General features: G+C 67.6%; 21 protein-coding genes. 10 read left to right on the plus strand and 11 right to left on the minus strand.

Translation table 11 applies throughout. The annotated features are described in order from the left end of the window. The first annotated feature begins 140 nt into the window (after positions 1-140). Positions 141-2,468 (plus strand): ATP-dependent Clp protease ATP-binding subunit ClpA, encoded by a 2,328-nt coding sequence (gene clpA / locus I8N54_RS14935; RefSeq protein WP_140195912.1) that lies wholly within the window; start codon positions 141-143, stop codon positions 2,466-2,468. 162 nt (positions 2,469-2,630) lie between these two features. After that, positions 2,631-2,993: a VOC family protein gene (locus I8N54_RS14940; RefSeq protein WP_140195914.1), complete on the plus strand. Its 363-nt coding sequence runs from the start codon at positions 2,631-2,633 to the stop codon at positions 2,991-2,993. A gap of 64 nt (positions 2,994-3,057) precedes the next feature. Here the strand turns inward: I8N54_RS14940 and I8N54_RS14945 are convergent, their stop codons facing one another. The 3 genes from I8N54_RS14945 to I8N54_RS14955 form a co-directional block, all read right to left on the minus strand. After that, a complete protein-coding gene (locus I8N54_RS14945) occupies positions 3,058-5,880 on the minus strand; it encodes a peptidoglycan -binding protein (protein WP_140195916.1) in 2,823 nt (940 codons plus the stop codon). A gap of 3 nt (positions 5,881-5,883) precedes the next feature. Beyond that, entirely contained in the window at positions 5,884-7,044 is a 1,161-nt protein-coding gene (locus I8N54_RS14950; protein WP_140195918.1) for an AAA family ATPase, read from the minus strand. 81 nt (positions 7,045-7,125) lie between these two features. Next, positions 7,126-7,662 (minus strand): gamma-glutamylcyclotransferase, encoded by a 537-nt coding sequence (locus I8N54_RS14955; RefSeq protein ID WP_140195920.1) that lies wholly within the window; start codon positions 7,660-7,662, stop codon positions 7,126-7,128. Between the two features lie 64 nt (positions 7,663-7,726). Here I8N54_RS14955 and I8N54_RS14960 point away from each other — a divergent pair, with 64 nt between their 5' ends. Beyond that, positions 7,727-8,458 (plus strand): DUF2125 domain-containing protein, encoded by a 732-nt coding sequence (locus I8N54_RS14960; protein WP_197097626.1) that lies wholly within the window; start codon positions 7,727-7,729, stop codon positions 8,456-8,458. On the opposite strand, the gene I8N54_RS14965 is transcribed toward I8N54_RS14960, so the two are convergent. From I8N54_RS14965 to I8N54_RS14980, 4 genes are all read right to left on the minus strand, one after another. Continuing rightward, positions 8,446-9,258: an extensin-like domain-containing protein gene (locus I8N54_RS14965; protein ID WP_231592687.1), complete on the minus strand. Its 813-nt coding sequence runs from the start codon at positions 9,256-9,258 to the stop codon at positions 8,446-8,448. The genes I8N54_RS14960 and I8N54_RS14965 overlap by 13 nt on opposite strands. After that, positions 9,255-10,178 (minus strand): prephenate/arogenate dehydrogenase family protein, encoded by a 924-nt coding sequence (locus I8N54_RS14970; protein ID WP_140195924.1) that lies wholly within the window; start codon positions 10,176-10,178, stop codon positions 9,255-9,257. The genes I8N54_RS14965 and I8N54_RS14970 overlap by 4 nt, the downstream gene beginning before the upstream one ends. Further along, complete coding sequence (hisC, locus tag I8N54_RS14975; protein WP_140195926.1) at positions 10,178-11,260, minus strand: histidinol-phosphate transaminase; 1,083 nt, start codon at positions 11,258-11,260, stop codon at positions 10,178-10,180. The genes I8N54_RS14970 and hisC overlap by 1 nt, the downstream gene beginning before the upstream one ends. Before the next feature lie 142 nt (positions 11,261-11,402). Further along, on the minus strand, positions 11,403-12,824 hold the full coding sequence (locus tag I8N54_RS14980) for a homospermidine synthase (protein ID WP_140195928.1): 1,422 nt from the start codon (positions 12,822-12,824) through the stop codon (positions 11,403-11,405). A gap of 202 nt (positions 12,825-13,026) precedes the next feature. Between I8N54_RS14980 and I8N54_RS14985 the strand changes: the two genes are divergently transcribed. After that, the gene (locus tag I8N54_RS14985) at positions 13,027-14,187 is read left to right on the plus strand and encodes a tetratricopeptide repeat protein (RefSeq protein WP_140195930.1); all 1,161 of its coding nucleotides are present in this window, start codon (positions 13,027-13,029) and stop codon (positions 14,185-14,187) included. A 78-nt stretch (positions 14,188-14,265) separates the two neighbouring features. Here the strand turns inward: I8N54_RS14985 and rpsD are convergent, their stop codons facing one another. Further along, on the minus strand, positions 14,266-14,886 hold the full coding sequence (rpsD, locus tag I8N54_RS14990; protein ID WP_140195932.1) for a 30S ribosomal protein S4: 621 nt from the start codon (positions 14,884-14,886) through the stop codon (positions 14,266-14,268). 223 nt (positions 14,887-15,109) lie between these two features. Here rpsD and I8N54_RS14995 point away from each other — a divergent pair, with 223 nt between their 5' ends. Then, positions 15,110-15,736, plus strand: coding sequence for a CatA-like O-acetyltransferase (locus I8N54_RS14995; protein WP_140195934.1), 627 nt, complete (start codon positions 15,110-15,112; stop codon positions 15,734-15,736). Here the strand turns inward: I8N54_RS14995 and I8N54_RS15000 are convergent. The 3 genes from I8N54_RS15000 to I8N54_RS15010 all read right to left on the minus strand — a co-directional run bounded on the left by I8N54_RS15000 (position 15,733) and on the right by I8N54_RS15010 (position 18,895). Beyond that, positions 15,733-16,752, minus strand: coding sequence for a glycosyltransferase family 2 protein (locus tag I8N54_RS15000; protein ID WP_140195936.1), 1,020 nt, complete (start codon positions 16,750-16,752; stop codon positions 15,733-15,735). The two genes, I8N54_RS14995 and I8N54_RS15000, sit on opposite strands and share 4 nt — an antisense overlap. 32 nt (positions 16,753-16,784) lie before the next feature. Then, positions 16,785-17,843: a Hint domain-containing protein gene (locus I8N54_RS15005; protein ID WP_140195938.1), complete on the minus strand. Its 1,059-nt coding sequence runs from the start codon at positions 17,841-17,843 to the stop codon at positions 16,785-16,787. A 140-nt stretch (positions 17,844-17,983) separates the two neighbouring features. Continuing rightward, positions 17,984-18,895 (minus strand): lipid A-modifier LpxR family protein, encoded by a 912-nt coding sequence (locus I8N54_RS15010; protein ID WP_140195940.1) that lies wholly within the window; start codon positions 18,893-18,895, stop codon positions 17,984-17,986. 204 nt (positions 18,896-19,099) lie between these two features. Here I8N54_RS15010 and I8N54_RS15015 point away from each other — a divergent pair, with 204 nt between their 5' ends. The 5 genes from I8N54_RS15015 to I8N54_RS15035 are packed head-to-tail and all read left to right on the plus strand — an operon-like array spanning position 19,100 to position 24,181. Continuing rightward, positions 19,100-20,086: a 3-oxoacyl-[acyl-carrier-protein] synthase III C-terminal domain-containing protein gene (locus I8N54_RS15015; RefSeq protein ID WP_140195941.1), complete on the plus strand. Its 987-nt coding sequence runs from the start codon at positions 19,100-19,102 to the stop codon at positions 20,084-20,086. A 3-nt stretch (positions 20,087-20,089) separates the two neighbouring features. Then, positions 20,090-21,052, plus strand: a complete 963-nt coding sequence (locus I8N54_RS15020) for an NAD-dependent epimerase/dehydratase family protein (protein ID WP_140195943.1) — start codon at positions 20,090-20,092, stop codon at positions 21,050-21,052. Next, positions 21,049-21,858, plus strand: a complete 810-nt coding sequence (locus I8N54_RS15025; protein WP_140195945.1) for an MBL fold metallo-hydrolase — start codon at positions 21,049-21,051, stop codon at positions 21,856-21,858. The genes I8N54_RS15020 and I8N54_RS15025 overlap by 4 nt, the downstream gene beginning before the upstream one ends. After that, positions 21,858-23,108, plus strand: coding sequence for a CoF synthetase (locus I8N54_RS15030; protein ID WP_140195947.1), 1,251 nt, complete (start codon positions 21,858-21,860; stop codon positions 23,106-23,108). The genes I8N54_RS15025 and I8N54_RS15030 overlap by 1 nt, the downstream gene beginning before the upstream one ends. Beyond that, complete coding sequence (locus tag I8N54_RS15035) at positions 23,105-24,181, plus strand: GNAT family N-acetyltransferase (RefSeq protein ID WP_140195949.1); 1,077 nt, start codon at positions 23,105-23,107, stop codon at positions 24,179-24,181. Before I8N54_RS15030 ends, I8N54_RS15035 begins: the two co-directional genes overlap by 4 nt. Positions 24,182-24,183 lie beyond the last annotated feature (2 nt).

Genomic DNA, 24,183 nt, shown 5'->3' on the forward strand with positions numbered 1-24,183 from the left:
ACGCAACCCGGATTGTGAACGAAATATCTCAAAAAAGTCCTTGAAGGATCGCGATCGAAAGCGAACCTTAAACTTACAAGGCCACGGTCCGGCGGGGGCTCACGGTCCCCGCTCCGACCCAGACAAGAGGAGCACGCATCGTGCCGTCTTTCTCGACAACGCTTGAGCAGTCCATTCACGCGGCGCTGGCCCTCGCCAACGCACGCCGTCACGAACTCGCGACGCTGGAACACCTCCTGCTCGCCCTCATCGACGAACCGGATGCCGCGCGGGTGATGAAAGCCTGCTCGGTCGATCTCGACGAACTGCGCCGTGCACTCGACGAATTCATCGAAGACGACCTGTCCACCCTCGTCACCGAGGTGGAAGGCAGCGAAGCCGTCCCCACCGCCGCATTCCAGCGCGTGATCCAGCGCGCCGCGATCCATGTCCAGTCCTCCGGCCGCACCGAAGTGACCGGCGCCAACGTTCTCGTCGCGATCTTCGCGGAGCGTGAGAGCAACGCCGCCTACTTCCTGCAGGCGCAGGACATGACCCGTTACGATGCCGTCAATTTCATCGCCCACGGCGTGGCGAAGGATCCGGCCTACGGCGAAAGCCGCCCGGTCCAGGGTTCCGCCTCGGACTCGGAGGAAGAAACCGTGAGCAGCGGTGCCGACAGTGAAGAGAAGGAAAGCGCCCTCGGGAAGTACTGCGTCGACCTGAATGCCAAGTCCAAGAAGGGCGATGTCGATCCCCTCATCGGACGCGAGCATGAGGTCGAGCGTTGCGTGCAGGTGCTCTGCCGCCGCCGCAAGAACAACCCGCTCCTCGTCGGCGATCCCGGCGTCGGCAAGACCGCCATCGCCGAAGGTCTCGCCCGCAAGATCGTCAACGGCGAAGTGCCCGAGGTTCTGTCGGGTGCCACGATCTTCTCGCTCGACATGGGCGCGCTGCTTGCCGGCACGCGCTACCGTGGCGACTTCGAAGAGCGTCTGAAGGCCGTCGTGACCGAGCTCGAGGATCACCCCGACGCGGTGCTGTTCATCGACGAGATCCACACCGTCATCGGTGCCGGCGCGACGTCCGGCGGCGCCATGGACGCATCCAACCTCCTGAAGCCCGCGCTTCAGGGCGGCAAGCTGCGCTGCATGGGCTCCACCACCTACAAGGAGTTCCGCCAGCACTTCGAGAAGGATCGCGCCCTGTCCCGTCGTTTTCAGAAGATCGACGTGACCGAGCCCACGGTCGAGGATTCGGTGAAGATCCTTCAGGGCCTCAAGCCCTACTTCGAAGAGCACCACGCGATCCGCTACACCAACGACGCGATCAAGTCGGCGGTTGAGCTGTCCGCACGCTACATCAACGACCGGAAACTGCCCGACAAGGCCATCGACGTGATCGATGAAGCTGGCGCGGCGCAACATCTCGTCGCCGAAAGCAAGCGGCGCAAGACCATCGGCCCGAAAGAGATCGAAGCCGTCGTCGCCAAGATCGCCCGCATCCCGCCGAAGAACGTCTCCAAGGACGACGCCGAAGTGCTGAAGGACCTGGAGAACTCGCTGAAGCGCGTGGTCTTCGGCCAGAACCCGGCGATCGACGCCCTGTCGTCCGCGATCAAGCTGGCCCGTGCCGGCCTGCGTGAACCGGAGAAGCCGATCGGCAACTACCTGTTCGCGGGCCCGACCGGCGTCGGCAAGACCGAGGTGGCCAAACAGCTCTCCTCGATCCTCGGGGTCGAGATGCTGCGCTTCGACATGTCCGAGTACATGGAGAAGCACGCCGTCTCCCGCCTGATCGGTGCACCTCCGGGTTACGTAGGCTTCGACCAGGGTGGTCTTCTGACCGACGGCGTCGACCAGCACCCGCACTGCGTGCTCCTGCTCGACGAGATCGAGAAGGCGCACCCGGATGTCTACAACATCCTTCTGCAGGTGATGGACCACGGCAAGCTGACCGACCACAACGGCCGGACCGTCGACTTCCGGAACGTGATCCTGATCATGACGTCGAACGCCGGTGCCGCAGAACAGGCGAAAGAGGCGATCGGCTTCGGACGGGACCGTCGCGAGGGTGAGGATACCGCCGCCATCGAGCGGACCTTCACGCCGGAGTTCCGCAACCGTCTGGATGCGGTCATCAGCTTCGCGCCGCTGCCCAAGGACACGATCCTTCAGGTGGTCGAGAAGTTCGTGCTTCAGCTCGAAGCGCAGCTCATGGACCGTGGCGTTTCGATCGAACTGACCGACGAAGCCGCCGCCTGGCTTGGTGAGAAGGGATACGACGACAAGATGGGCGCCCGCCCGCTTGGCCGCGTGATCCAGGAATACATCAAGAAGCCGCTGGCCGAGGAGCTGCTGTTCGGCAGGCTGGCCAAGGGCGGTCTGGTGCGCGTCGCCGTGAAGGACAACGAGATCGACCTTCAGGTGCAGGAGCCCGACAAGCCGCGGCTGTCGTCAAAAAAGCCGCCGCTTCTCACCGCTGAATGACAAGATCAGGGGCGCCCCAACCGGGCGCCCCTCTTCGTTTTGGACGCCGCGCGGGACGGCGGGTGGGGCGATACCGAAGGTGAGCGACATCCGGCGTTCACGGGCTGTTTACCGGCGACGAGCGCACTAGATTGAGCGTATCTCTTCAATCAGGAACGCTCCATGTTCAAAGGCATTAACGTCGTCTCCATCCCGGTTCCCGATCTCGCGGCCGCCCGGACCTTCTATTCAGAGACCCTGGGGCTCGGCGAACCGTTGTTCGACCTCCCCGACGATGGCTGGATCGAATTCTCGACCGGCGCACCCGGCAGCAACCTCTCCATCACCACGGCCCCCGACGGCTGGCAACCATCCGACGACACGGTCTGCATCGTCCTGAACGTGGAGGATACGGCCGCCGCCGTGCAGGACCTCACCTCCCGCGGCATCACTTGCTCCGAAGCGGCGACGGTCGAAGGGATGGTGACGTTTGCCAGCTTCCACGACCCGTTCGGCAACAAGCTTCAGATCTGCTCCGCCGCGTGAGGCTGCGCTTCGTCCTCCCGGCGGAGCTGAGTGTCACGCCGCTGGCCGCAGGTCCGCTCTTCGACTAGCGCTCCGTCAGCTTGAGCTCGATCCGGCGGTTGGCGGCGCGGGCCTCCTCGCTGTCACCCGGGACCAGCGGCTGGTACTGGCCGAAGCCGTTCGCGGCGAGCCGATCGGGCGGAATGCCGAGGAAATCCTGCATGTAGCGTACGACCGAAAGCGCGCGTGCCTGGCTAAGTTCCCAGTTGTCGGCGAACTCGCCATTCCCGGACAGCGGGACGTTGTCGGTGTGGCCATCGACCCGGATCACCCAGTCGATCTCGGGCGGGATCTCGTCGCCAATTTCGCGCAAAATCTCGGCAATCCCGGCGATTTCCTGACGACCGGATTCCGACAATTCCGCCGCGCCCGGCTCGAACAGCACCTCTGACGAGAAGACGAACCGGTCGCCCTCGATCCTCACGCGATCCTGCCCTTCGAGCAGTTGCCGGAGCTGGCCGAAGAACTCGGATCGGTACTGCTCGAGGTTCTGAGCCTGCTCGGCAAGGCGCTCCGCCTCTTCCTGCAGGCGCTGGCGTTCGGCCTCTTCCAGTTCCCGGCGGCGCCGTTCCTCCGCCGCGGCACGGGCCAGCGCGGTGTTGAGTTGCGCGCCGAGCGCCTCGAACTGGACCTGCGCCTCGCGGTCTTCTTCTTCCGCGACGTTCAGCAGCGCCTGAAGTGAGCCGACCTGGTTACGCAGGCGAGTCACCTGCTCGTTCAACAGAGCGACTTCGCGCTGCGCATCGGCGGACAGTTCCTCCTGTTCGGCCAACGTCCGGTTGGCGAGCGCCAGCAAGGCGGCCTGTTGTTCGGCTTCGGACGTCTGTTCGCTGGCGGACGCCTGTGCGGCGTCCCGCGCGGCGATGGCGCGGGCGAGCTCCGCCTGCAGCGCCTCCCGCTCTTGCGCCGCTTCCTGTCGCGACGTCTCCATTGCGGCGAGGTCGTCGGAGAGTTGCGACTGCGCCAGCAGCGCCTCGGCGAGCCGTTCCTCCAGGGACTCCGCCTGCGAGGACGCGTCGACCGCTTCGGTCTGCGCAGCTTCGAGTTCGGCCTGCAACGCTTCGCGGGCGAGCACCGCCGTGGCGAGGCGTCGCTCGACTTCAGCGCGGGACTCTTCACCCTCGGCGATCGCGGCTTCCAGAGCGGCCTGCGTCTGGGCAAGGTCGCCTTCGGCTGCGTCCTGGGCCGCCAGCGCGGCGGCAAGCCGCGTTCCAAGGTCCGCAATCCGCGTTTCGGCGTTCTCCAACTCCGTCTCGGTTTCCGCCTCCCCGGCGAGCGCGGCGGCGAGGTTCGCCTCCGCCGTCTGCCGCGCGAGGACCGCTTCGGCAAGACGGGCCTCCAGCGTTTCGGCACTGCCTTCGGTGCGGGCAAGCGCCGCCTCGAAGATCCGGCGCGCTTCGTCGAGGTCGCCGCGTGCCGTCTCTTCTGCGGCCAGCGCGGCCGTCAGTCGGGTGGACAGGCTGGCGCGCGCCTCTTCACTCTCGGCGAGCGACTCCTCGGTCGCGGCCAGTTCTTCCGTGGTCGTCGATTGCAACGCGAGTGCCGCCGCCAGACGGTCGTCGAGCGTGGCCGCACGTGCCTCTGCCTCGGCCAGTTCCTCCTCGGTGGCGTCTCGGGCGGCGGTCAGCGCCGCGACCTGCTCCGCAGCGTTCGACTGGGCGAGCAGCGCGGTGGCGAGCCGACCGTCGAGATCCGACTGTGCGTCCGTCATCCGGGCGATGGTCGCTTCGGCGGCGGCAAGCTCGTCTTCGGTGGAGGAGACGAGTTCAAGCGCGGCGAGCAGGCGCGTATCCACCTCGTCCCGGTTGGCGCTCATCGTGTCGACACGATCCTGCAACTGCTCCTGCAGGAGCAGCGCGGCCGTCAGATCTTCATCGAGTTCATCCCGCGCGGCCTCGGCAGCGGCGAGCAGAGTCAGTGTATCTTCCGCCTCCTGCCGCTGTTCCTCCAGCGACAGTGACATCGCGGTCAGCTCGGCATTGGCATCCTGAAGCTCCGCACGGAGGGCTTCGGCCGCAGCAGCCTCGGCCAGTCGGGCCGCTTCGGCTTCGTCGAGCGCTTCGGCCGACTCCGACCGGGTGGACTCGAGCGCGGCGACCCTGTCGGTGGCTTCGGTCAGCGCGGCGTCGGTCTCGGCGTTGCGATTGCGGAGGTCGGTAATCAGCGCCTCGAACGCCTCACGCCGGGCGGCGGCAAGACGGGCGGCCTCGGCCTGATCGTCGATCTCGCTGCGGGCCTGCGCGAGCGCGAGGTTCATCGCTTCCTGCTCGTCCATCAGCTCCGCCTCGCGGGCGGCGGCCTCTTCCGCATCCTCGGTCAGGGCCGCGATCCGCTCCTGCGCGTCGTCCTGATCGGCGAGAAGTCCGGCGACACGAGCCTCGAATTCCGTGATCTGGCCCTCGGCAGCTTCCAGCGCCGCGGCCTGGTCCTCGCCCGTCTCCTCAAGCGCGGCGATCCGTTCGCGGGCAGCGTCGCGCTGTTCCTGCAGCCCGGCGACCTGCGCCTCGAACCCCGTGATCCGCGACCGCGCCTGCGCCAGCGCGGCGGCGGTGGCGTCGCGCTCATTCTCCAGCGCGGCGATGGCGTCGTTGCGGTCGGCGACATCGGCACTCAGCGTTTCATTCCGGCTCTGCGCGAGGCCGAGCGCGTTTGACAGGTCGTTGACCTCCGCCGTCAGTTCGCTGAGCTGACTTTCCTGCCCGTCGATGGTCTCCCGCAGCGTGAACTGCAGGACCATGAAGATGGTGATGACGAACATGAGGACGAGGAGAAGTCCCGTCATCGCGTCCACGAAGCCCGGCCAGATCGAGGCCTGGAACCGGGCACCCGTTCTACGGCTGAGCGCCATGGATCAGTATCCTTCCCGCTCCGACTGGCCGTGCCGCACGGCACGGCTGAGCGCGGCGATGTCGGTGCGGAGGTCGGACATGACCTCCTGCCGGCCCGCCGCCATTTCTTCGAGGATCCGCAGCAGCTGCACGTCGATGGAGCGCAGTCGCATCCGGCTTTCGGCGTCGATCCCCTCGATCCCGCTGTCCGCGATCACCTTGATGAGCCGCTCCTGACCATCGGCGACCCGGCTGAGCTGGTCGGACAGGTTGGTCCCGGCCTCCATCTTCTCGGCCAGCTGTTCCATCGCGCCGGCAAGGTCGCCGAGCCGCTCGTCCACCGCCGCGCGACCGATGTCGGTCTGGGTGAACATCATCTGCAGGGCTTCCATCTGCTCGGCGAGGTTGTCGATCACCTGCCCCATGATGCCCGCTTCGCCGCCTTCCTCGCCCGAAAGGCCAACGCGCGTGATGGAGGACAGCCACTCTTCGAGCTCGCGGTAGAAGCGGTTCTGACCGTGACCTGCGAACAGCTCCAGCAGGCCGACGACAAGCGATCCGGCAAGGCCGAGCAGCGACGACGCGAAGGCGACGCCCATGCCGCCGAGCTGCGTCTGCAGCCCTTCCTGCAACCGGTTGAAGATGTCCGCGCCGGACTCGCCTTCTTCTGCCGTCAGCGATCCGATGGTCGCGACGAGACCGGGAACCGTGGTCGCCAGACCGTAGAATGTGCCGAGAAGGCCGAGGAAAATCAGCAGGTTGACGATATAGCGCGTAATTTCGCGGTTCTCGTCGATCCGTTGCGCAACGGAATCGAGGATCGACCGGGACGAGGTCGCCGACAGCTGCATCCGCGCCCCCCGCGAGCGCAGCAGGTTGGCCAGCGGCAGCAGCAGCCCCGGCGGCTCGGAGAGGTCGTGCCCCTCCGCCTCGCCCGCGAAACCTTCGATCCAGCGCACCGAGTTGATGAGTTGCGCGACCTGCCAGAAACAGGAGATCACCCCGATCAGGAAGACGAGCGCAATGAAACCGTTGAGGTAAGGGTTGGCGAGGAAGACCGGCCCGACGCGCGGCAAGGCGAACCAGACGCCGACCGCGACAAGCGCAATGACGACCAGCATCGACACGATCTGGCGAAAGGGCTGAGAAAAATGCGGCTCGGCCGCGGGTGCCCGTCTGGCCATTCGTCAGGTGTCCCCGGTCTGCTCAATTGTCGCGATCATAATCGTCGGAGACCTGAAACCCAAACAAAATATAGTGTGAGGTCAGCCACCTGCGGCCTTTATATCGCGCACCCGCGCAACCAGCCAATCCATGTCCGCGTCGTGGATGCCGAGGCCTTCGAGGTGCTCGAACGTGTTGTCGAGATACTCGGAGTTCGGGCCGCGCCCGCCCTGCCCGCGCGCGATCATGGTCGCCTGCGTTTCGAGATCGAACTGGACGTACTGGCGGTGGCCGGTGTCGACGATATAGGCTAGCGCCTCGACATCGCGCCCGTCGGTCAGTGCCAGTGGCACCCGCGCCTCGTAGTAGGCGGAGGAGATGAGTTCCCGCTCGCGCAATTCGGCGAGCACGCGCTCCTCGTCCTCCGGTGCGACACGCAGCGCGAGCCCGGTGCAGGTCGACCCCTCCTGCGCATCGAGGGCGAGCACGAGACCCGGCACCTCCTCCGAGCCGCGGTGATGGATCGAGAGCATGCAGAACGAACGGTGATAGCCGTCGAGCCGGGCGAGCACGGTCTCCGCCGGCGCGAAGCCCGGATTCCAGAGCAGCGATCCATAGCCGAAAACCCACATCGTCATGTTCTCTGGCCCTCCATTCCGTTGCCCTCTAAACACGAGGCGCGACGCAGGCGAAAGGGTCACGATGCGCATACTTATCCTTATCCTGTTGATCGCAGCCGGACTGTATGGCGGATACTGGTATCTCGGCGTCCGGGATGCGCGCGCCGACATGGCCCTGTTCATCGAGGGGCTCGAGGACGCGGGCTGGCGGGTGGAAGAGGACGGCCTGTCAATCGCCGGTTTCCCGTCCCGGATCGACACGACGCTGACGGACCTGTCGGTGACCGCGCCGGACGGCGGCTTCGGCTTCCGCGTCGGGCGGCTCGACATCCTTCGGCTGGTCTACCGGCGGGACCGGGAGATCATCGCCGTCGGCTCGCCGGCGCATGTCATTGTCGGCGGGTTCGACGCCGATGTCGAAAGCGAACGACTGCTGGCATCCATCGACGTTGCCGGATCGGGAGAGCTGGGGGAGGTCGTCGCCACGGCGGACCGGATCACCCTGCCCGAGCTGGATCGCGAGGCGTCCGGCATCATCGCCGCCATTCGCCCCGCAACCGGCGTGTCGGGCGACTACGACGTCTATGTCTCGATCGAGAGCCTGCTGCTGAATGCCGAGGAGATCGGCCCCCTGCTGCTCGAGGCGACGCTGACGACCGACGCGCCGCTGACGCGTGACCTCGCGACGGACATGCCCGCGATCACCGGCTTCGAAATTCGTCAGTTCGAATTCGGCGGAGAAGCGTCCGAAAGCCCCTCGGACGCCGTCGAGACCATATTGCCCGGTCTGCTGGCCGAAGCTCAGCGGCAGTAGGACCCGGAACGGTAGCGCGCAGTATCGAAGTGGAAGTGATCCCGGTGGGCGGCGTTCGCGTCCGGGCCGAGGATCGTGCCGAAGATACCGCAGGCCGACTGGTGCATCTGACGAAGCTGCGCGCCATCACCTGACGAATTCCAGCCGTTCAGCACCGAAATGACCTCGCCGCTCTGCAAGCGGATGCCGGAGATGTCGATCGCGCGTCCGAAGGAATGCTCCGACAGGCGCGCGCCGGCGACGTTGTTGCGCCCCCGGCAGACATAATGCCCGGCGACACGCAGTCCCTGCACACCGCCGCCTTCGCCGCCGATGGCCGGTTTGACGCCGCGTTCGACCCAGGTCTTGAGCGCGGTCGCCGTCCGGCAGTCGATCGTTGCGGGCGTCGACAGCGCCACTCCGGCGACTGACGTCACCCGCACCGCACCCTCGACGCCGCAGGCACCCGGACCGGCGACGGCGCCGATCGCCTCGCCCTGGATCGCGACATCACCGCAAACGGCCCCTCGCCGGCGCTCCTCAGTCAGGCGCGCCGCGGCGATCCGGACCCGGTCCGTCCGCTCCGGCGGGCGCAGCGAGCGCGCGGGGGCGAGGCTGCTGACATCGACATCGTACCAATCGGAACTCGCCTCGGCTTCCGCCTCGCCGGACGGTGAGGCGGTCACTGCTGGCTCCGCTGCCGCCGCCGGAGCCGCGACCGAGTCCGTCGGGCGGGCCTGCGGAAAGAGAGAGGTCTGGGGGGAGTCCGCCATCGCACTACCGGCAACCAGGGCCAGGGCGATGACGAGAGTGCGTTTCACCGCTTCGATCCGGTCCGGCCGAAGTCGGGCGCGGCTGTATCCTGGCCGGCTTCGATGATGCCACGCCGGATGGCGCGGGTACGCGTGAAGTAGGCGTGCAGGTGGTCGCCGTCACCCTTCCGGATGGCCCGCTGCAACGCGAAGAGCTCTTCTGTAAAGCGGCCGAGGATTTCCAGGGTCGCCTCCTTGTTCGTCAGAAACACGTCTCGCCACATAGTGGGATCGGACGCCGCGATCCGCGTGAAGTCCCGGAAACCGGCAGCAGAATACTTGATGACTTCGCTGTCGGTCACGCGGCGCAGATCGTCGGCCACCCCCACCATGGTGTAGGCGATAAGGTGCGGCGTATGGGACGTGACCGCAAGCACCAGGTCGTGGTGCTCGGCATCCATCCGCTCGACAAAGGCGCCAAGCCCTTCCCAGAAGGCCTGAAGCCGGATCACGGCGGCGTCATCCGTGTCGTCGGACGACGGCACGATCAGCACCCAACGGTTGTCGAACAGTTCCGCGAATCCCGCCGTGGGGCCGGACTGCTCCGTCCCGGCGAGCGGGTGCGCCGGCACGAAGTGGACGCCTTCGGGAATGTGCGGGCCGACCGAGTCGATCACTGCCTTCTTCACCGAACCGACGTCGGAGACCGTCGCGCCGGGCTTCAGGTGCGGGCCGATCTCCTCGGCCACCGCGCCCATCACCCCGACCGGAACGCAGAGCACGACGAGGTCGGCGTCCTTCACCGCCTCGATGGCACTGTCGCAGACCGTATCGCAAAGACCGATCTCCCGCGCCGTCGCCCGCGTCTCGGCCGATCGCGCGTAGCCGGAGACCTCGCCGACCGTCCCGGCGCGCTTCATCGCCCAGAACATCGAGGACGCGATGAGGCCGAGCCCGATCAGCGCGACCTTCTCGTACTGCTGGGCCATCAGGACGCCTCCACGAACTCGGCGATGGCGTCTCGCACGCGGTAGCAGTCAGCCTCGGTCCCGATCGTGATCCGCAGCGCCTCGGGCAAACCATACCCCGCGACCTTGCGCACGAGGATGCCCTTGCTGCGCAGGTGCGCCTCGCAGGCTTCGGCCTCCGCCTGCGACGCGAAGCGCGGCAGGATGAAGTTCGTGTAGGACTCGTCGGAGGGCAGCCCGAGCTGGCCGAGCTCCTCGCGCAGCCAGGCGCGCAGGCGCGCATTCTCGGACTGGCACATCGCGACCCAGTCCCGGTCGAGGACCGCCGCTTCCGCCGCCGCGAGCGCCGGAACCGACAGGTTGAACGGCCCGCGCACCCGGTTGAGCACGTCGATGACCTCGGCACTCGCGTAGCCCCAGCCGACGCGCATGCCGCCGAGACCATAGATCTTGGAGAAAGTGCGCAGCATCACGACATTGGCATGCGTGCCGACGAGCGACGCGCCGCCGTCGAACCCGTCCGCGAACTCGGCATAGGCGCCATCCAGCACCAGCAGACAGTCCTCGGGGATGCCGTCGGCGAGCCGCTCAAGCTCCGCCGGAGGGATGAGGGCACAGGTCGGATTTCCCGGATTGGTCAGGAAGACGATCCGGGTCAGCGGGGTGATGCCCGCAAGCACCGCGTCGACCTCGACCTGCCGCTCGGTCTCTTTCACGCTGACCGGCGCCGCGCCGGCGGCGAGCGTGGTGATCCGGTAGATGGAGAACCCGTGCTCGGTATAAAGCACTTCGGTCCCCGGCCCGGCGTAGCACTGGCACAGCAGGTGGATCAGCTCGTCCGAGCCGACACCACAGATGATCCGCTTGGGGTCGAGGCCGTGCACCTCGCCGATCGCAGCGCGCAGCGACGCGTGATCGGTGGGCGGATACCGATGCATCTCCTCGAACGCCTGCCGCGCGGCGGCGACGGCGGAGAGCGGCGGGCCGAACGGGTTCTCGTTCGACGACAGCTTCAGCACGTCGGTCATGCCCGGTATGTGGCTGGCACCGCCCTTGTAGGGCTCGATGTCCATGATGCCGGGTTGAGGTTCGAACTTGCTCATCTGCGTCTTCCCTGAAGTCCGGGCGCCTTCTAACCCCCGCCGGACGCGGAGGGAAGGCTCTTCATCTGGCCGGAAATACTCGCGCCGCAGGCACCGCGCCCCAGGGCGCGGTCCCGATTTTCGGAGAAAATCGGTTCCCTCGTCAGGAAGCGAGCACGTTCCGGAACAGCCAGGGGTCGCTTTCGTCGATGTCCTCGGGGAACAGTTCCCAGCGGTCCTGCAGCGGCGTCCAGTCGGTATAGTGCGCCTCGACCGGGCCAAGGTAGGGGCGTTGCACCTCGAGGCAGCGCTCGTGATCCATCTCGTCCGCCTCGACGATGCCGGCGTTCGGGTTCTCGATCGCCCAGACCATGCCCGCCAGCACGGCCGAGGTCACCTGCAGTCCGGTCGCGTTCTGATCGGGGGCCAGCGCCTTCGTCTCATCGTTGGACAGGCGCGAGCCGTACCACAGCGCGTTCTTCTCGTGGCCGAACAGCAGCACGCCCAGTTCGTCGATCCCCTCGACGATCTCGTCGACCTCGAGGATCTCGTGCACCTCCTGCGTCTTGCCGGAACCGAACATTTCGTGCAGCGACAGCACCGCGTCGTCGCAAGGGTGGTAGGCATAGTGGCAGGTCGGGCGGAACTCCGGCGCGTCCGCCGGGCCGACGGTGTAATAGTCCGAGATCGAGATCGCCTCGTTATGCGTGACGAGGAAGCCGAACTGCGGCCCCGGCGTCGGGCACCAGGTGTGGACGCGGGTGATCGCGCCGGGCCGCTCCAGCCAGATCGCGGCCTGGCAGCCCTTGTCGTAGGAATGACCGTTTTCCGGGAACCAGGTCTCGTGCGTGCCCCAGCCGAGCTCCGCAGGCTGGAAACCCTCGGCGATGAAGCCCTCGACCGACCAGGTGTTCACGAAGACGCCGCGCGGGCGCGGCTTGCGGCGAGCCTGCGTGTCGCGCTCCGCGATATGGACGCCCTTCACGCCGAGCGACTGCATCAGCGCGGCCCAGCCCTCGCGGTCCGCCGGCTTGGTCGAGTCGCGGCCGGTGTCCTTCGCCAGCGTCAGCAGCGCTTCCTTCACGAACCACGACACCATGCCGGGGTTCGCCCCGCAGCAGGAGACGGCCGTGCTGCCGCCCGGATGCGCGGCCTTCTCATCCCGCATCGCCTGCCGCAGCGCGTAGTTCGTGCGCTGCGCATTCTCGGTCGTTTCGAAATAGAAGCCGGCCCACGGTTCGACGACGGTGTCGATGTAGGGCACCTCCATCTCGCGGCAGAAGCGGATGAGGTCGAGCGACGACGTGTCGACGCTGAGGTTCACGCAAAAGCCCCGGCCCTGCTCGAACAGGCCGCCGAGCAGATCGCGGTAATTCTCACGGGTGACCTGCTCGGTCACGCAACGGATGCCGAGCGTCTCCACCATCTTCGCCTTCTCGGCGTTCGGCTCGATCACCACCAGCTTGTCGGCGTCGAACTCGAAATGCCGCTGGATCAGCGGCAGGGTGCCCTGCCCGATCGAGCCGTAGCCGATCATCACGACGGGGCCGTCGATGCGGCCGTAGGTGGGATGGCTGTCGGTCATGTCACGCTCCTCGGGTCCGGTCGAGCCCGGGGATAGGCGAGCGGGCCACCGGGGTCAAATCGCTGCCGCCTCGGGCAAGTGTCGAAAAAGGGACAGCCACAGGCCAGAACCATCGGTCCGGCAGGTCAGGGTCTCCGCTATTGCCAAGCGGGCCCGCGCTCGACCAAGCTCGAGCATTGCCTGACCAATTCGAGTGGACGCCATGCCGACACGATCGCTTTTCAAACCTCTCGCCCTTGCCCTTCTGACGGCCGCCCTGCCGGGCATTGCCCTCGCCACACCGGAGGAGGACTGCCGCGACGCAAGCCTCGCCGCCGAGGACCGAATCTTCGCCTGCAACATGGCCATCGAGCGCGCGGACGACGAAGACAGGTTCTCGCTCCTGATCGAAAGCGGCCGCGCCTATTACGGCGACGGCCGCTACGACGAGGCGGAAGAGGCCGCCCGCGCGGCGATGGCGCTGAAACCGTCGAGCCACCTCGCCCCGCTCGACCTGTCGTGGATCGAACAGGCACGCGGCGAGTCCGAAGCCGCGCTCGCTTGGGTCGAGCAGGCGTTCGAGCTCGCGCCGACGAACCCGTGGGTGCTGGAGCAGTTCATCCTCGTGCTGCGCGACGTCGACCGGATACCGGAGTGCGTGCCTTACGCCGTCACCCTGACCTCGGTCGCGCCCCGCACCGACTTCCACATGTTCGGAACCATCGCGCAGTGCATGCAGGACACCGACCATTTCGAGGAGGCCGTCGTCGCCTACGAAGTCGCGCTGTCACTGGGCGAAGACATCGGCTGGGCCAACGGCAACCTCGCCCGCGCGCTGTGGAGTATCGACCGATACGAGGAGGCCGCCGAGGCCGGCGCGATCGCGGTCGAAGCCGACCCGGGCAATACCTACGCCCTCGCCACGCTGATCGATTCCCTAGCCCGGCTCGGCCGGCTGGACGAGGCGGTGACGGTGTTCGAGGCGCACCGGCCGTCCTACCGGGAGGCCGAGGATGCGGAGGACGTTCACAACTATATCGGCTGGCCGCTCTACCTTGCCGGACGTTTCGACGAAGGGCGCGACGTGATGGAGGAATGGCGTCTTGACCGCCCGTCCGCCGACGAGTGGGAGTTCGCCGCGCTCGACACGCTGGCCCACATCTACGCCGCGCTCGGGGAGCAGACGCGCGCCAGGCGCTACTTCCTCGCGTCGCTCGACTCCGGTGACGAGGCGCAGGAGGCACTCTACCGCGACCGCCTTGCCGCGCTCGGCATCGAGGTCGGTCTGGAGCGGCGTGATCTCGAGGCCGCGATCGGGGATTGCGTGAACATGGGGGCGGAGTGCCGGCTCTATGATCCGGCGACCACGAGCTACCCGTTCTGAAACGAAAAAGCCCGCCGGTCCGTCGACCAGCGGGTTTTCCGAAATCCCGGGGCCCGGCCCTTCCGGGCCGGTCTCCGATCAGTTCTGGGCGTAATATTCGATGACGAGGTGCGGTTCCATCATCACCGGGTACGGCACGTCGCCGTGGCCCGGAGTGCGGACGAAGGTCGCGGTCATCTTGGAGTGGTCGACCTCGAGGTAATCGGGGACGTCACGCTCCGGCAGCTGCGAGGCCTCGAGCACGAGGGCGAGCTGCTTGGATTTCTGGCGAACCTCGATCACGTCACCCTCTTTCACGCGGTAGGAGGGGATGTTCACGCGCTGGCCGTTCACGAGCACGTGGCCGTGGTTCACGAACTGGCGGGCGGCGAAGACGGTCGGCACGAACTTGGCGCGGTAGACGACGGCGTCGAGGCGGCGCTCGAGCAGGCCGATGAGGTTCTCACCGGTGTCGCCCTTGACGCGTTCGGCTTCGACGAAGATGCGCTTGAACTGCTTCTCGGTCAGGTCGCCGTAGTAGCCTTTCAGCTTCTGCTTCGCGCGGAGCTGCAGGCCGAAGTCGGACATCTTGCCCTTGCGGCGCTGGCCGTGCTGGCCGGGGCCGTACTCGCGGCGGTTCACCGGGGACTTCGGGCGGCCCCAGATGTTTTCGCCCATGCGGCGGTCGATCTTGTACTTGGCAGAGGTGCGTTTGGTCACCGTCTGATCTCCTTCAATGTCGGTAGCCGCCCCGGTGGGCGGCGGATGAAGGGCGTTGTCCTTTCCCTTGCGGGCGACAGGCATCCCCTTGCGGGGGCCACCAACACCAGTGAGCGCGCCGCTTACTATCCCCCGCCGACGGAGTCAACAACGCCGGAGGTCCAACGCCGATTGACCCGTTGCGGGCCGGACCTTATGGCCGGAAGTGACAGGAGGAGACGCCATGCCGGACCGGATCATCGACCTCGACACGTGGCCCCGTGCCGCCCAGTACCGCCTGTTCCGCACCTACGACAGGCCGCAATACGCGATCACGACCCGGATCGACGTGACTGCACTGATGGAGCGCCGCAAGCGGGACGGCATCTCTCCCTACCGGGCAACCTGTCATGCGATCGGCGAAGGCATCCACGCCGTGCCCGAGCTGCGCACCCGGTTCCAAGGCGAGACGGTGACCGAGTTCGCGCAGATCGAGCTGTCGATGACCGTTCCCGTCGGCGAGGGCGACTTCCGCTATGGCTATGTCACGCATGACAGCGACTTCGCCCGGTTCGAAGCGAACTTCGAGGCCGCGTCCGAAGCGGCGCGCACCGGCGCCTTCGTCGCCAATACCGGTGAGCGGGTGGACCTCGCCTACCTCTCCTGCCTGCCGTGGATGGATTACACGTCTCTCGACAACGCCCTGCCCGGCCCGGACGACTGCATCCCCCGGATCGGCTGGGGAAAGATCGTGCCGTCCGCCACCGGCGGTCAGGAGATGGCGATGACGCTCCAGTGCCACCACGCGCTCGTCGACGGCTACCAGTGCGGCGTTTTCTTCGATCGGGTGAGGCAGGTGCTCGCCGCCTAGCCGGCGTCGGATGGCTCCTGCCAGCGGCGGCGGTGGAACCGCCGGACCTGCTGGTGCATCCGCGCCATCTCGGGCTCTTCCCTCAGTTCCGCGATCCGGCGGCGGCGGTAGTCGACGCTCGCCGCGTGACAGCGGGCCAGTTCGTCGTCCTTCAGCAGCTCCGCCACCGCGTCGCGCACATCAGAGGCGAAGCTCGACAGGCGCAGGTCCTCGACCGCGTTGGAATCGTAGTCGCGCCAGTAGCGGAACTTCGGCGGCAGGCTCTCGTGGTTGGCGTTGCCCCGGTCGGACTTCATCAGGAAGTCCTCCATGCTCCGCAGCGCATAGTGGTTGAGCTGCACGAGGTCGGCACCGAGATGCGGGTCACCGATACTCTTGATCTGGCCCTTGCGGCCCATGCGCGGCGGGAAGGGCTCTCCCGATCCGTTGACCCAGGTAACGCTGTCGCGCGCACCCTCTTCCAGAAGGGGGCTGTGGTTGCGGATGCGCCGGATCGGCACGCCACGCCGGACGATCGTCTTGGTCCCGCGCTTGCGCGCGCCGTCCGGTCCGGCCTCGCGAACCTCGGCCCGATGGGTGAAGCGCTCGATCACCAGCCGGTCGGGGTCGAAGGTCTGATGCCCCGAACAGCCGAAATCCAGCTGCATGCCCGACACGAGGTCCGCGTCCCCGATCGCACCGAACAGGTCCTCGAGCCGTCCGTTGCCGACGTTGATGCACCAGAACTCGTCCACGTCGAACGAGGCGAACCAGTCCGACCGCCGCAGCCGGGGCGATGCGTCGACATAGGTCATCATCAGGAAATGGTGGTTGGTCGCATCGGTGACGACGGACGGGTTGGGCAGGTGGCGGACCAGGCCCATCTCGTCCAGCCGCTCCAGGATCAGGTCGGTGCCGTCACTGCAATCGTTGGTGAAGATCGTAAAGTCGTTGAACCCGATCAGCCGGTGGTATGCCAGCCACTCGAGGATGAATGGCCCCTCGTTCTTCATCGGGGTGACTGCGCTGATCCTCATCTCGCTCCCGCCCGTGCGCCTGCCATTGCCGTTCAGGCCGCGTCGCCGGCCAGGATGGCGGCTTCCGACGACGACAGCATCCGCCGCGCGAAGGCCCCGTAGGACATCGGGTCCTCCTCCACGCCCGGCAGCCGCTCGAGCAGCCGCGCCCGGTCGCCTGCGGAGAGCCCGTCCAGCCCGACCGAGGCGGGGTGGAAGCTCTCCGTCATCACGCTGTTGGCGAACAGCACCTCGTGCTGGTCGAAGCCGATATGGATGTAGCGCACTTCCCGCAGGCCGCGCTCGACCGTGACAGACGCGCCGTTGACGAGGTCGATGGCCCGCACGAGGACTTCCGCCTCGTTGTACAGCGTGCGCGCCGCGTGGCCGGAGACGAGCAGCCGATGGTCGGGCGAGACGAGAAGCCCGGCGTCCGGCACCTCGATGCCGAGCGAGCCGGCCCGCAGCCGCACCGGCGCGAGGTCGGGGATCGCCTGCAGGCGCGCACCGGTGACGCGCCGGCTGCCGATCCACATTACAGGCTTGCAGCCGTTGTCGCGGGTCTGGATGCGCTCGCCCTCGCGGATCGTCTCGACCGGGCGGGCGCCGGTTTCGGTGCGGATCATCGTGCCGGGCGTGAAGCAGATCACCGACCGCGACGGGGCCTGCGGGTCGTGGGTGAAGCGGGCGCGCTGCTCGACGACCCAGAGCTCGGTGTCCTTGGGAGGCATGTCGCCGTAAAACATGCAGAGCGGCGTTCGCCCCGGGCCAGCGTCGATCAGCGTCACGCACCAGCTGTCGCGGCCATCGCTTACGGTGAAATCGTCCGACGGGGCGAAGTCGGGCGCATCGGTCTCCTCGACACGCTCCGGCTCCCGTATGGCCGCCGTGATGAGTTTGCGCACGCCGGTCGCAGCGCGCCGTCTCAGGTCCGTCGTCCCTTCGGACGGGCCGAGCGGCAGAACGCCGTTCGGTCCATCGACCCTCACGACATCCCCGGACCAGCGCCACGCGGCCCCGGTCCTGAGTGCACGCGACGGAGCGGCAGGGATGCCGTTGATCTCCGTCTGGGTCCAGGAAATGACGAACGTGCCCGAAAGAGCCGTTCCCATGCCTGTCTGCCTGCCTTGCTCAATATCGTTGGCGCCCGGAACTTCTGTATGGTCGGGTCGCGTCATCAGACGTAGCAGCGGCGAGTCGTGGCGATCAAGCATGATGGGGCCTTGTCACATCGATCCGTGACAAAAACGGTTCAGAAGTAGATGTTGAGCTTCACCGATCCGAGCACCTGCCCTTCGGGCTGCTCGTCGAATTCCTCGCTCAGGTAAGTCATCCCGTAGAAGAAGGAGAGGTCGGGCGCCGGTTGCCAATGCACCCCGGCGCGGTAGCGCATCCGCTCCTCGGTCAGCGTCGCGCGGCCGCTCTCGGGCAGGTAGAGGCTGTCGGAGATCCACGTCATGTCGGCGCCCGCGACGAAGGCGAGCCCGCTGACGTCGCCCTCGGTCCCGCGATAGATATGGCCTGTCACGCTGTCGCGCAGCAGCAGGTCGTCCTGCATCATCTCGCCGAAGACGATGTCGCCGCCGACCCTGACGAGGTTTTCGACGCCGGCCTGAAGCTCTGCGTAGGGGCGGAACTGGAGGGCCTCGGTCTGCCGCATCGGCAACGCCACCTCGGCAGTGCCCTGAAGGTGCGTGTTGTCGCCGACCTGGTTGGTCGCCTGATCGACGCGCGGGGCGGAGATCAGCTCGTGAAACCACTCCTGCACATCGTCGATCCGTGTCTGCGGTCCGGTGATGACCAGGTCGCCGCCGAGGCTGTAATCCAGCAGGCCGCGCCGGAAATGGGTGTGCGCGCCGACGGAGAAGATGCCCGCGTAAAGGCGGCTGCGCGAGCCCGTCCCGTTCAGCCGGTCGGGAGCGATGATCTCGGAATGAAAGCGATAGTCGATGAGCGCGCCGAAGCTCTCGGGCCGCTGCCCGGTCCAGCCGGTGCCATGCACCAGCGACCACGTGTAGGACCCGGTTCGCCAGCGGTCCTGGCCGTCGCCGAGCAGGTCGTTGTTGAAGATGCGGCCGAAGCCGAGGATGGCCCTCTCCTGCGCGTGGGCAGGGGCCGCGATCAGCGCGGCGGCGAGTAGAAGGGCGGAACCCAAAAGGCGCATGTCAAATCCTGTCTTCCCCCCGGCTTCCGTCTATACGGTGATGATTCTGTCCAGATAGTGGCAAGGTTTCGCGCCCCGGACGGCTATTGCGTTCGAGTCACAGGGCGCGCCAGCGACCCGATGGCGGAAAACCTGACCCTCGTGTCGGTGGTGCGCCGGCATCGCACTGCCTATCTTGGGAGCGGTGGAAAAGGAGGGGCTGCCATGGGGATCGAGGTTGCCGGGACGGGGCGCGCATTGCCCCGCACGGTCGAACGGTCGGACGACATCGACTGCCGCCTCGGTCGCAGCCCCGGGTCCATGGCGGCCGCAACGGGTGTCACCCAGCGCTACGTCTGCCGCTCCGAAAGCCAGGTCGATCTCGCGGTGGTCGCCGCCGAGGCCGCGCTCGCGGACGCCGGGGTCCGCGCCTCCGACATCGGGCTGGTGCTGTTCGGGGCGTCCGTCCCCTACCAATCGATCCCGGCCACCGCGCCGCTCGTCATGGCCCGCCTCGGCATGGCAGACGGCGCGGCGGCGGGGTTCGACGTCAACAGCACCTGCCTGAGCTTCCTCTCCGCGCTCGACACCGCGGCGCTCTGGCTGTCGGCAGGGCGCGCGGACACGGCCCTCATCGTGTCCGCCGAAGTCGCTTCGCGAGCGCTGCCGTGGGACGACGACCCGGAGGTCGCCGCCCTGTTCGGCGACGGCGCGGCGGCGGCTATCCTGCGGCGCACCGACAGCACCGGCGGCATCCGCGCCACCCTGATGCGCAGCTACCCTTCCGCCTACGAGGCCTGCGGCCTGAAGGCCGGCGGCACGCGCTTCGACTATCACCGCGACCCTGGCGCCTTCGCGGCGAACGCCCGGTTCGGGATGACGGGCAAGGAGCTGTTCCGCCTGAGTTCCCGCCACTTCGGCGGCTTCGTCGAGGAGCTGCTGTCGGATGCCGGCTGGCGGCTCGAGGATGTCGACCTCGTCGTGCCGCATCAGGCCAGCCCCTTCGCGCTGACCCACATGGCGCGGCAGGTCGGCGTGTCGCCCGACCGGCTCGTCGACATCGCGGCGCTGCACGGCAACCAGATCGCGGCGTCCATCCCCTTTGCCTTCGACGTGGCCCGCACGGACGGCCGCGCGGGGGTCGGCAGCCGCGTGCTCATGCTCGGCACCTCCGCCGGCGTGTCGTTCGGCGGCATGGCACTGGAGCTCTGAGGCATGCGCGTGCTCGTCACCGGGGCGACCGGGTTCCTGGGCGGCGCTGTGCTCGCAAGGCTGCGGCACGAGGGCGTCGCGTCGATCGGGCTCGGGCGCGATGCCGGACGGCTCGAGATGCTCCGCGCGGCAGGTCACGAGGTTCTGCGCCACGACATCGCGGACGGCCCGCCCGAGGTGGCGGGCGTGACCGAGGTGGTCCATTGCGCCGCGCTCTCCGCGCCCTTCGGACCCGCCGCCGCGTTCGAGCGCGCCAATGTCGAAGGCACGCGCAACATGGCCGAGTTCGCCGCCCGCGCGGGCGTCCGTCGGTTCGTCCATATCTCCTCCCCCAGCATCTATTTCGACTGGTGCGATCAGGAGGAGGTGCGCGAGGACACCCCCCTTCCTCCGCCAGTCAACGACTATGCCCGCACCAAGGCCGAGGCGGAGCGCATCGTCCTGCACCGAAGCGAGATCCATCCGATCATCCTGCGCCCGCGTGGTATCTACGGTGCCGGCGACACGGCCCTGCTGCCCCGCCTGCTGCGCGTGGCCCGGCGGCGGCGCTTGCCGCTGTTCCGCAACGGCGCCGCGCGGATCGACCTGACCCATGTCGATGACGTGGTCGAGGCGATCGTGACTGCCCTCGCCGCCGACCGGGACTGCGACGGCCCCACCTTCAACATCTCCGGAGGCGAGCCCCTGCCCGTGCGCCGCATCGCGGAGCAGGCCTGCGCCCGCGCCGGGCTGACCACGCGATGGCGACGGATGCCGCTCGGCCTCGCGATGCGGGCGGCGGGGATGGCCGAAGCGGTCGCGCGCCGCCTGCCCGGCCAACCGGAACCGCCGGTGACGCGCTATGGCCTAAGCCTGTTCGCCTACCGCCAGTCGCTCGACCTGTCCCGCGCCCGCGACCGCCTCGGCTGGCAGCCGAAGGTGAGCTTCGCAGAAGGTCTGGACCGCACGTTCAAGGGTGCCGCATGAAACTGCTCTTCGCCAATTCCGCCCATGTCCACGCCAGCGAACGACTTCTCCTGAAAGGCGGCAGAGGCCGGCGGATGGCCCTTCGGGTCCGGTACGGTCTGGTGCGCCACCCGGACCACGGCGCGATCCTGATCGACACGGGCTACACAAAGGCCGCGACGTCCGCGCCGGGGCGCAGCCTTCTGCTTCGCCTCTACGGCAAGCTGCTGAAGCCGACCCTGCTGACCGACGGTCAGCCCGACGCGTTCCTCGCGCGGCAGGGACTGACACCGCAGGACATCTCGACGGTCGTACTCACCCACTTCCACGCCGATCACGTCTCCGGCCTGTCGCTGTTCCCGCAGGCGACGCTCATCACGCCGGGCGCGGCGCTGAAGGCGCTCCGCAACCGGGGGACGCTCGCCAATCTGAGGCACGGCGTCTTTGCCGAGCTCATCCCCGACATGACCACTCAACCGATCGAGGACCGCCCGCTGGTCCGGACCGGCGCCGATCTGCCACCGGCACATGATGTGTTCGGCGATGGCAGCCTTCTCGCCCTCGACCTGCCCGGCCATGCGGAAGGACACGTCGGCCTGCTGTTCCCGAAGCTCGAGACGCCGTTGCTCTACGCCACCGACGCCGCGTGGTTGCTGGACGCGCTGGACCCCGGAAAGGCGCAGGGTCGCCTCGCCGCGCTGATCTCGGACGATCGTCCGGCCGCCGCCGCAAGCGAGGACGTAATTCGTCGGTTCAGGGCAAAAGGCTGGCAAGTGATGCTGTGCCACGACCCGGCCCCGACCGCCTACGACGAGGCAGGCCACTGATGCTGATGGAGGCGGCCCGGTCCTTCCTCACCACGCGGCGCCTGTCGTCGCCCCGGCTCGACCGGGAGACGTTCGAGCAGAAACAGGCGGCCGCCCTGCTGCGCTGGCTGAAGAACGACCTGCCCCGCGCGCCTTTCTACCGCGACCTGCCGCCAAAGCTGGAGGCCCTGCCGATCACCGACAAGGCGACGTTGATGGGTGCGTTCGGCCGCTTCAACATCCGCGGCATCACGCTCGATCAGGCATGGGACGCACAGTCCGGCGATGGCCGCATCGGCGACCTGACCGTCGGGGCCAGCACAGGGACCAGCGGCAATCGCGGCCTGTTCGTCATCGACGACCGGGAGCGGTTCCGCTGGCTCGGCACCATCCTCGCCAAGGCGATCCCCGATCTGCTCTGGCGGCGGCAACGCGTGGCAATCGTCCTGCCGCAAAGCTCCGGTCTTTATGACAGCGCGCGGCGCACCGGGTGGCTGCAGCTGCGCTACTTTGCCCTGACCGACGGGCCCGAAGCTTGGCGCCACGAGTTCGAGGCGTTCGATCCGACCGTCATCGTCGCGCCGCCCAAGATCCTGCGCCACTTCGCCGAGCAGGCTTTCCGGATATCGCCGCTCCGCCTGTTCTCCGCCGCCGAGACGCTGGACCCGGTCGACCGGCGGGTGATCGAGACGACGTACGGACCGGGGCTTCGACAGATCTACATGGCGACCGAGGGGCTCTTCGCGGTCACCTGCGGTCATGGCGGGCTGCACCTCGCCGAGGATTCCGTGCATTTCGAGTTCGAACCCGCACCGGGCGGGCTGGTCCGGCCGCTGGTGACCTGTTTCCGCCGTCAGACGCAGGTCATGGCCCGCTACCGGATGACCGACCTGCTCAGGCTGTCCGATCACGCATGCCCCTGCGGCTCGCCTCTCCGCGTCGTGGCAGAGATCATCGGCCGGGACGACGACGTCTTCCGCTTCCAGGTGGACGGGCGCACCCTGCTCGTCACGCCGGATGTCCTGCGCAATTCGATCCTGAAAGCCGACCGGCGCATCGACGACTTCCGCCTTGTGCAAACGGTGAAGGGCGTCGAGCTGCACCTGTCGCCGATCCTGCCCGAGGACGCCGCCGATGCCGCGCTCCGTCGTGTGCGCGAGCTGCTCACGGGCCGGGGCGTCGATACGCAAGTCTCCCTGGACCGCCGCGCCCTCACGCTCGAGACGGGACGCAAGCTGCGCCGGGTCGAATGCCGTCTGCCGGGGGCATGAGGCACGATCCGGCAATCCTCGCCGCGATGTTCGCCGGGCGCGACAGCCGGACGCTCATCGCCAATCTCGACGCGCAGTGTCTCGCGCTGACCCTCGCGGGTGAGCCGTGGGCCGCGACGCTGTCGGACGGGCCGACCTGCTACATCTGCTCCCCTTCCGTGGCCTATGTCGACTACGCCATCGAGGAGGCGCGCTGGTTGCTGTCTCCCCCGCTTTACCGCGGGATTGCTGCTTTCGCGCGCTCCTGCAGACCGCTTGTCCGGGCGAGCGGCCTCGACCGGCAAGTGCAGCTCAACAACTGGCTGTTCTCGACCAACCCGGTGCCGCCGATCACGCCGGACGCCGCGGCCGAGGTCCGGGACACGCTGATCGCCCGCTATCCTGACCGGGCGATCGTGCTGCGCTCGCTCAACGCACGCTCGGACGCCGTCACCATGACCGCGCTCAGGGAGGCCGGGTTCCGGCTGCTGCCGTCGCGCCAGATCTACCTCTACGATGCGCGGGACGCACTGCCCGCGATGACGCGGGACCTCCGGCGCGACCTGAAGCTGAGCGAGACGACGACGCTGCACTGGGTGGAGAATGCCGGTTTCACCGGGCGCGACTACGCGGATTGCGCAGCGCTCTACGACGGGCTCTACCTCGGGAAATACACGCCGCTGAACCCGCAATACAGCGTCGCCTTCATCGAAGCGATGCACCGGGCCGGAGTTCTGCGGTTGCGGGGCTTGCGGGACGACACCGGCCGGATCGTCGCCTTCGCCGCGATGTTCGAGCAGGCCGGCGTGCTGACCGATCCGATGATTGGCTACGACCTGACCCGCCCCGCGAAGGACGGCCTGTACCGCATGTTGACCTCGTCCGGCATTGCCGAAGCGCGGGCCCGGGGGATGCTGCTGAACATGAGCGCCGGTGCGGCGGGCTTCAAACGCTACCGCGGCGCCGAGGCGGAAGTCGAATATACCGCAGTCTACGTGCGCCATCTCGGTCGGCGACACGTCGCGGCCGTGCGCGCGATGGAGCTCGCGCTCACCCGGATCGGGGTGCCACTGCTGCGGAAGTACGGGCTCTGAGC

This window comes from Pelagovum pacificum, assembly GCF_016134045.1.
Lineage (GTDB): Bacteria > Pseudomonadota > Alphaproteobacteria > Rhodobacterales > Rhodobacteraceae > Oceanicola > Oceanicola pacificus_A.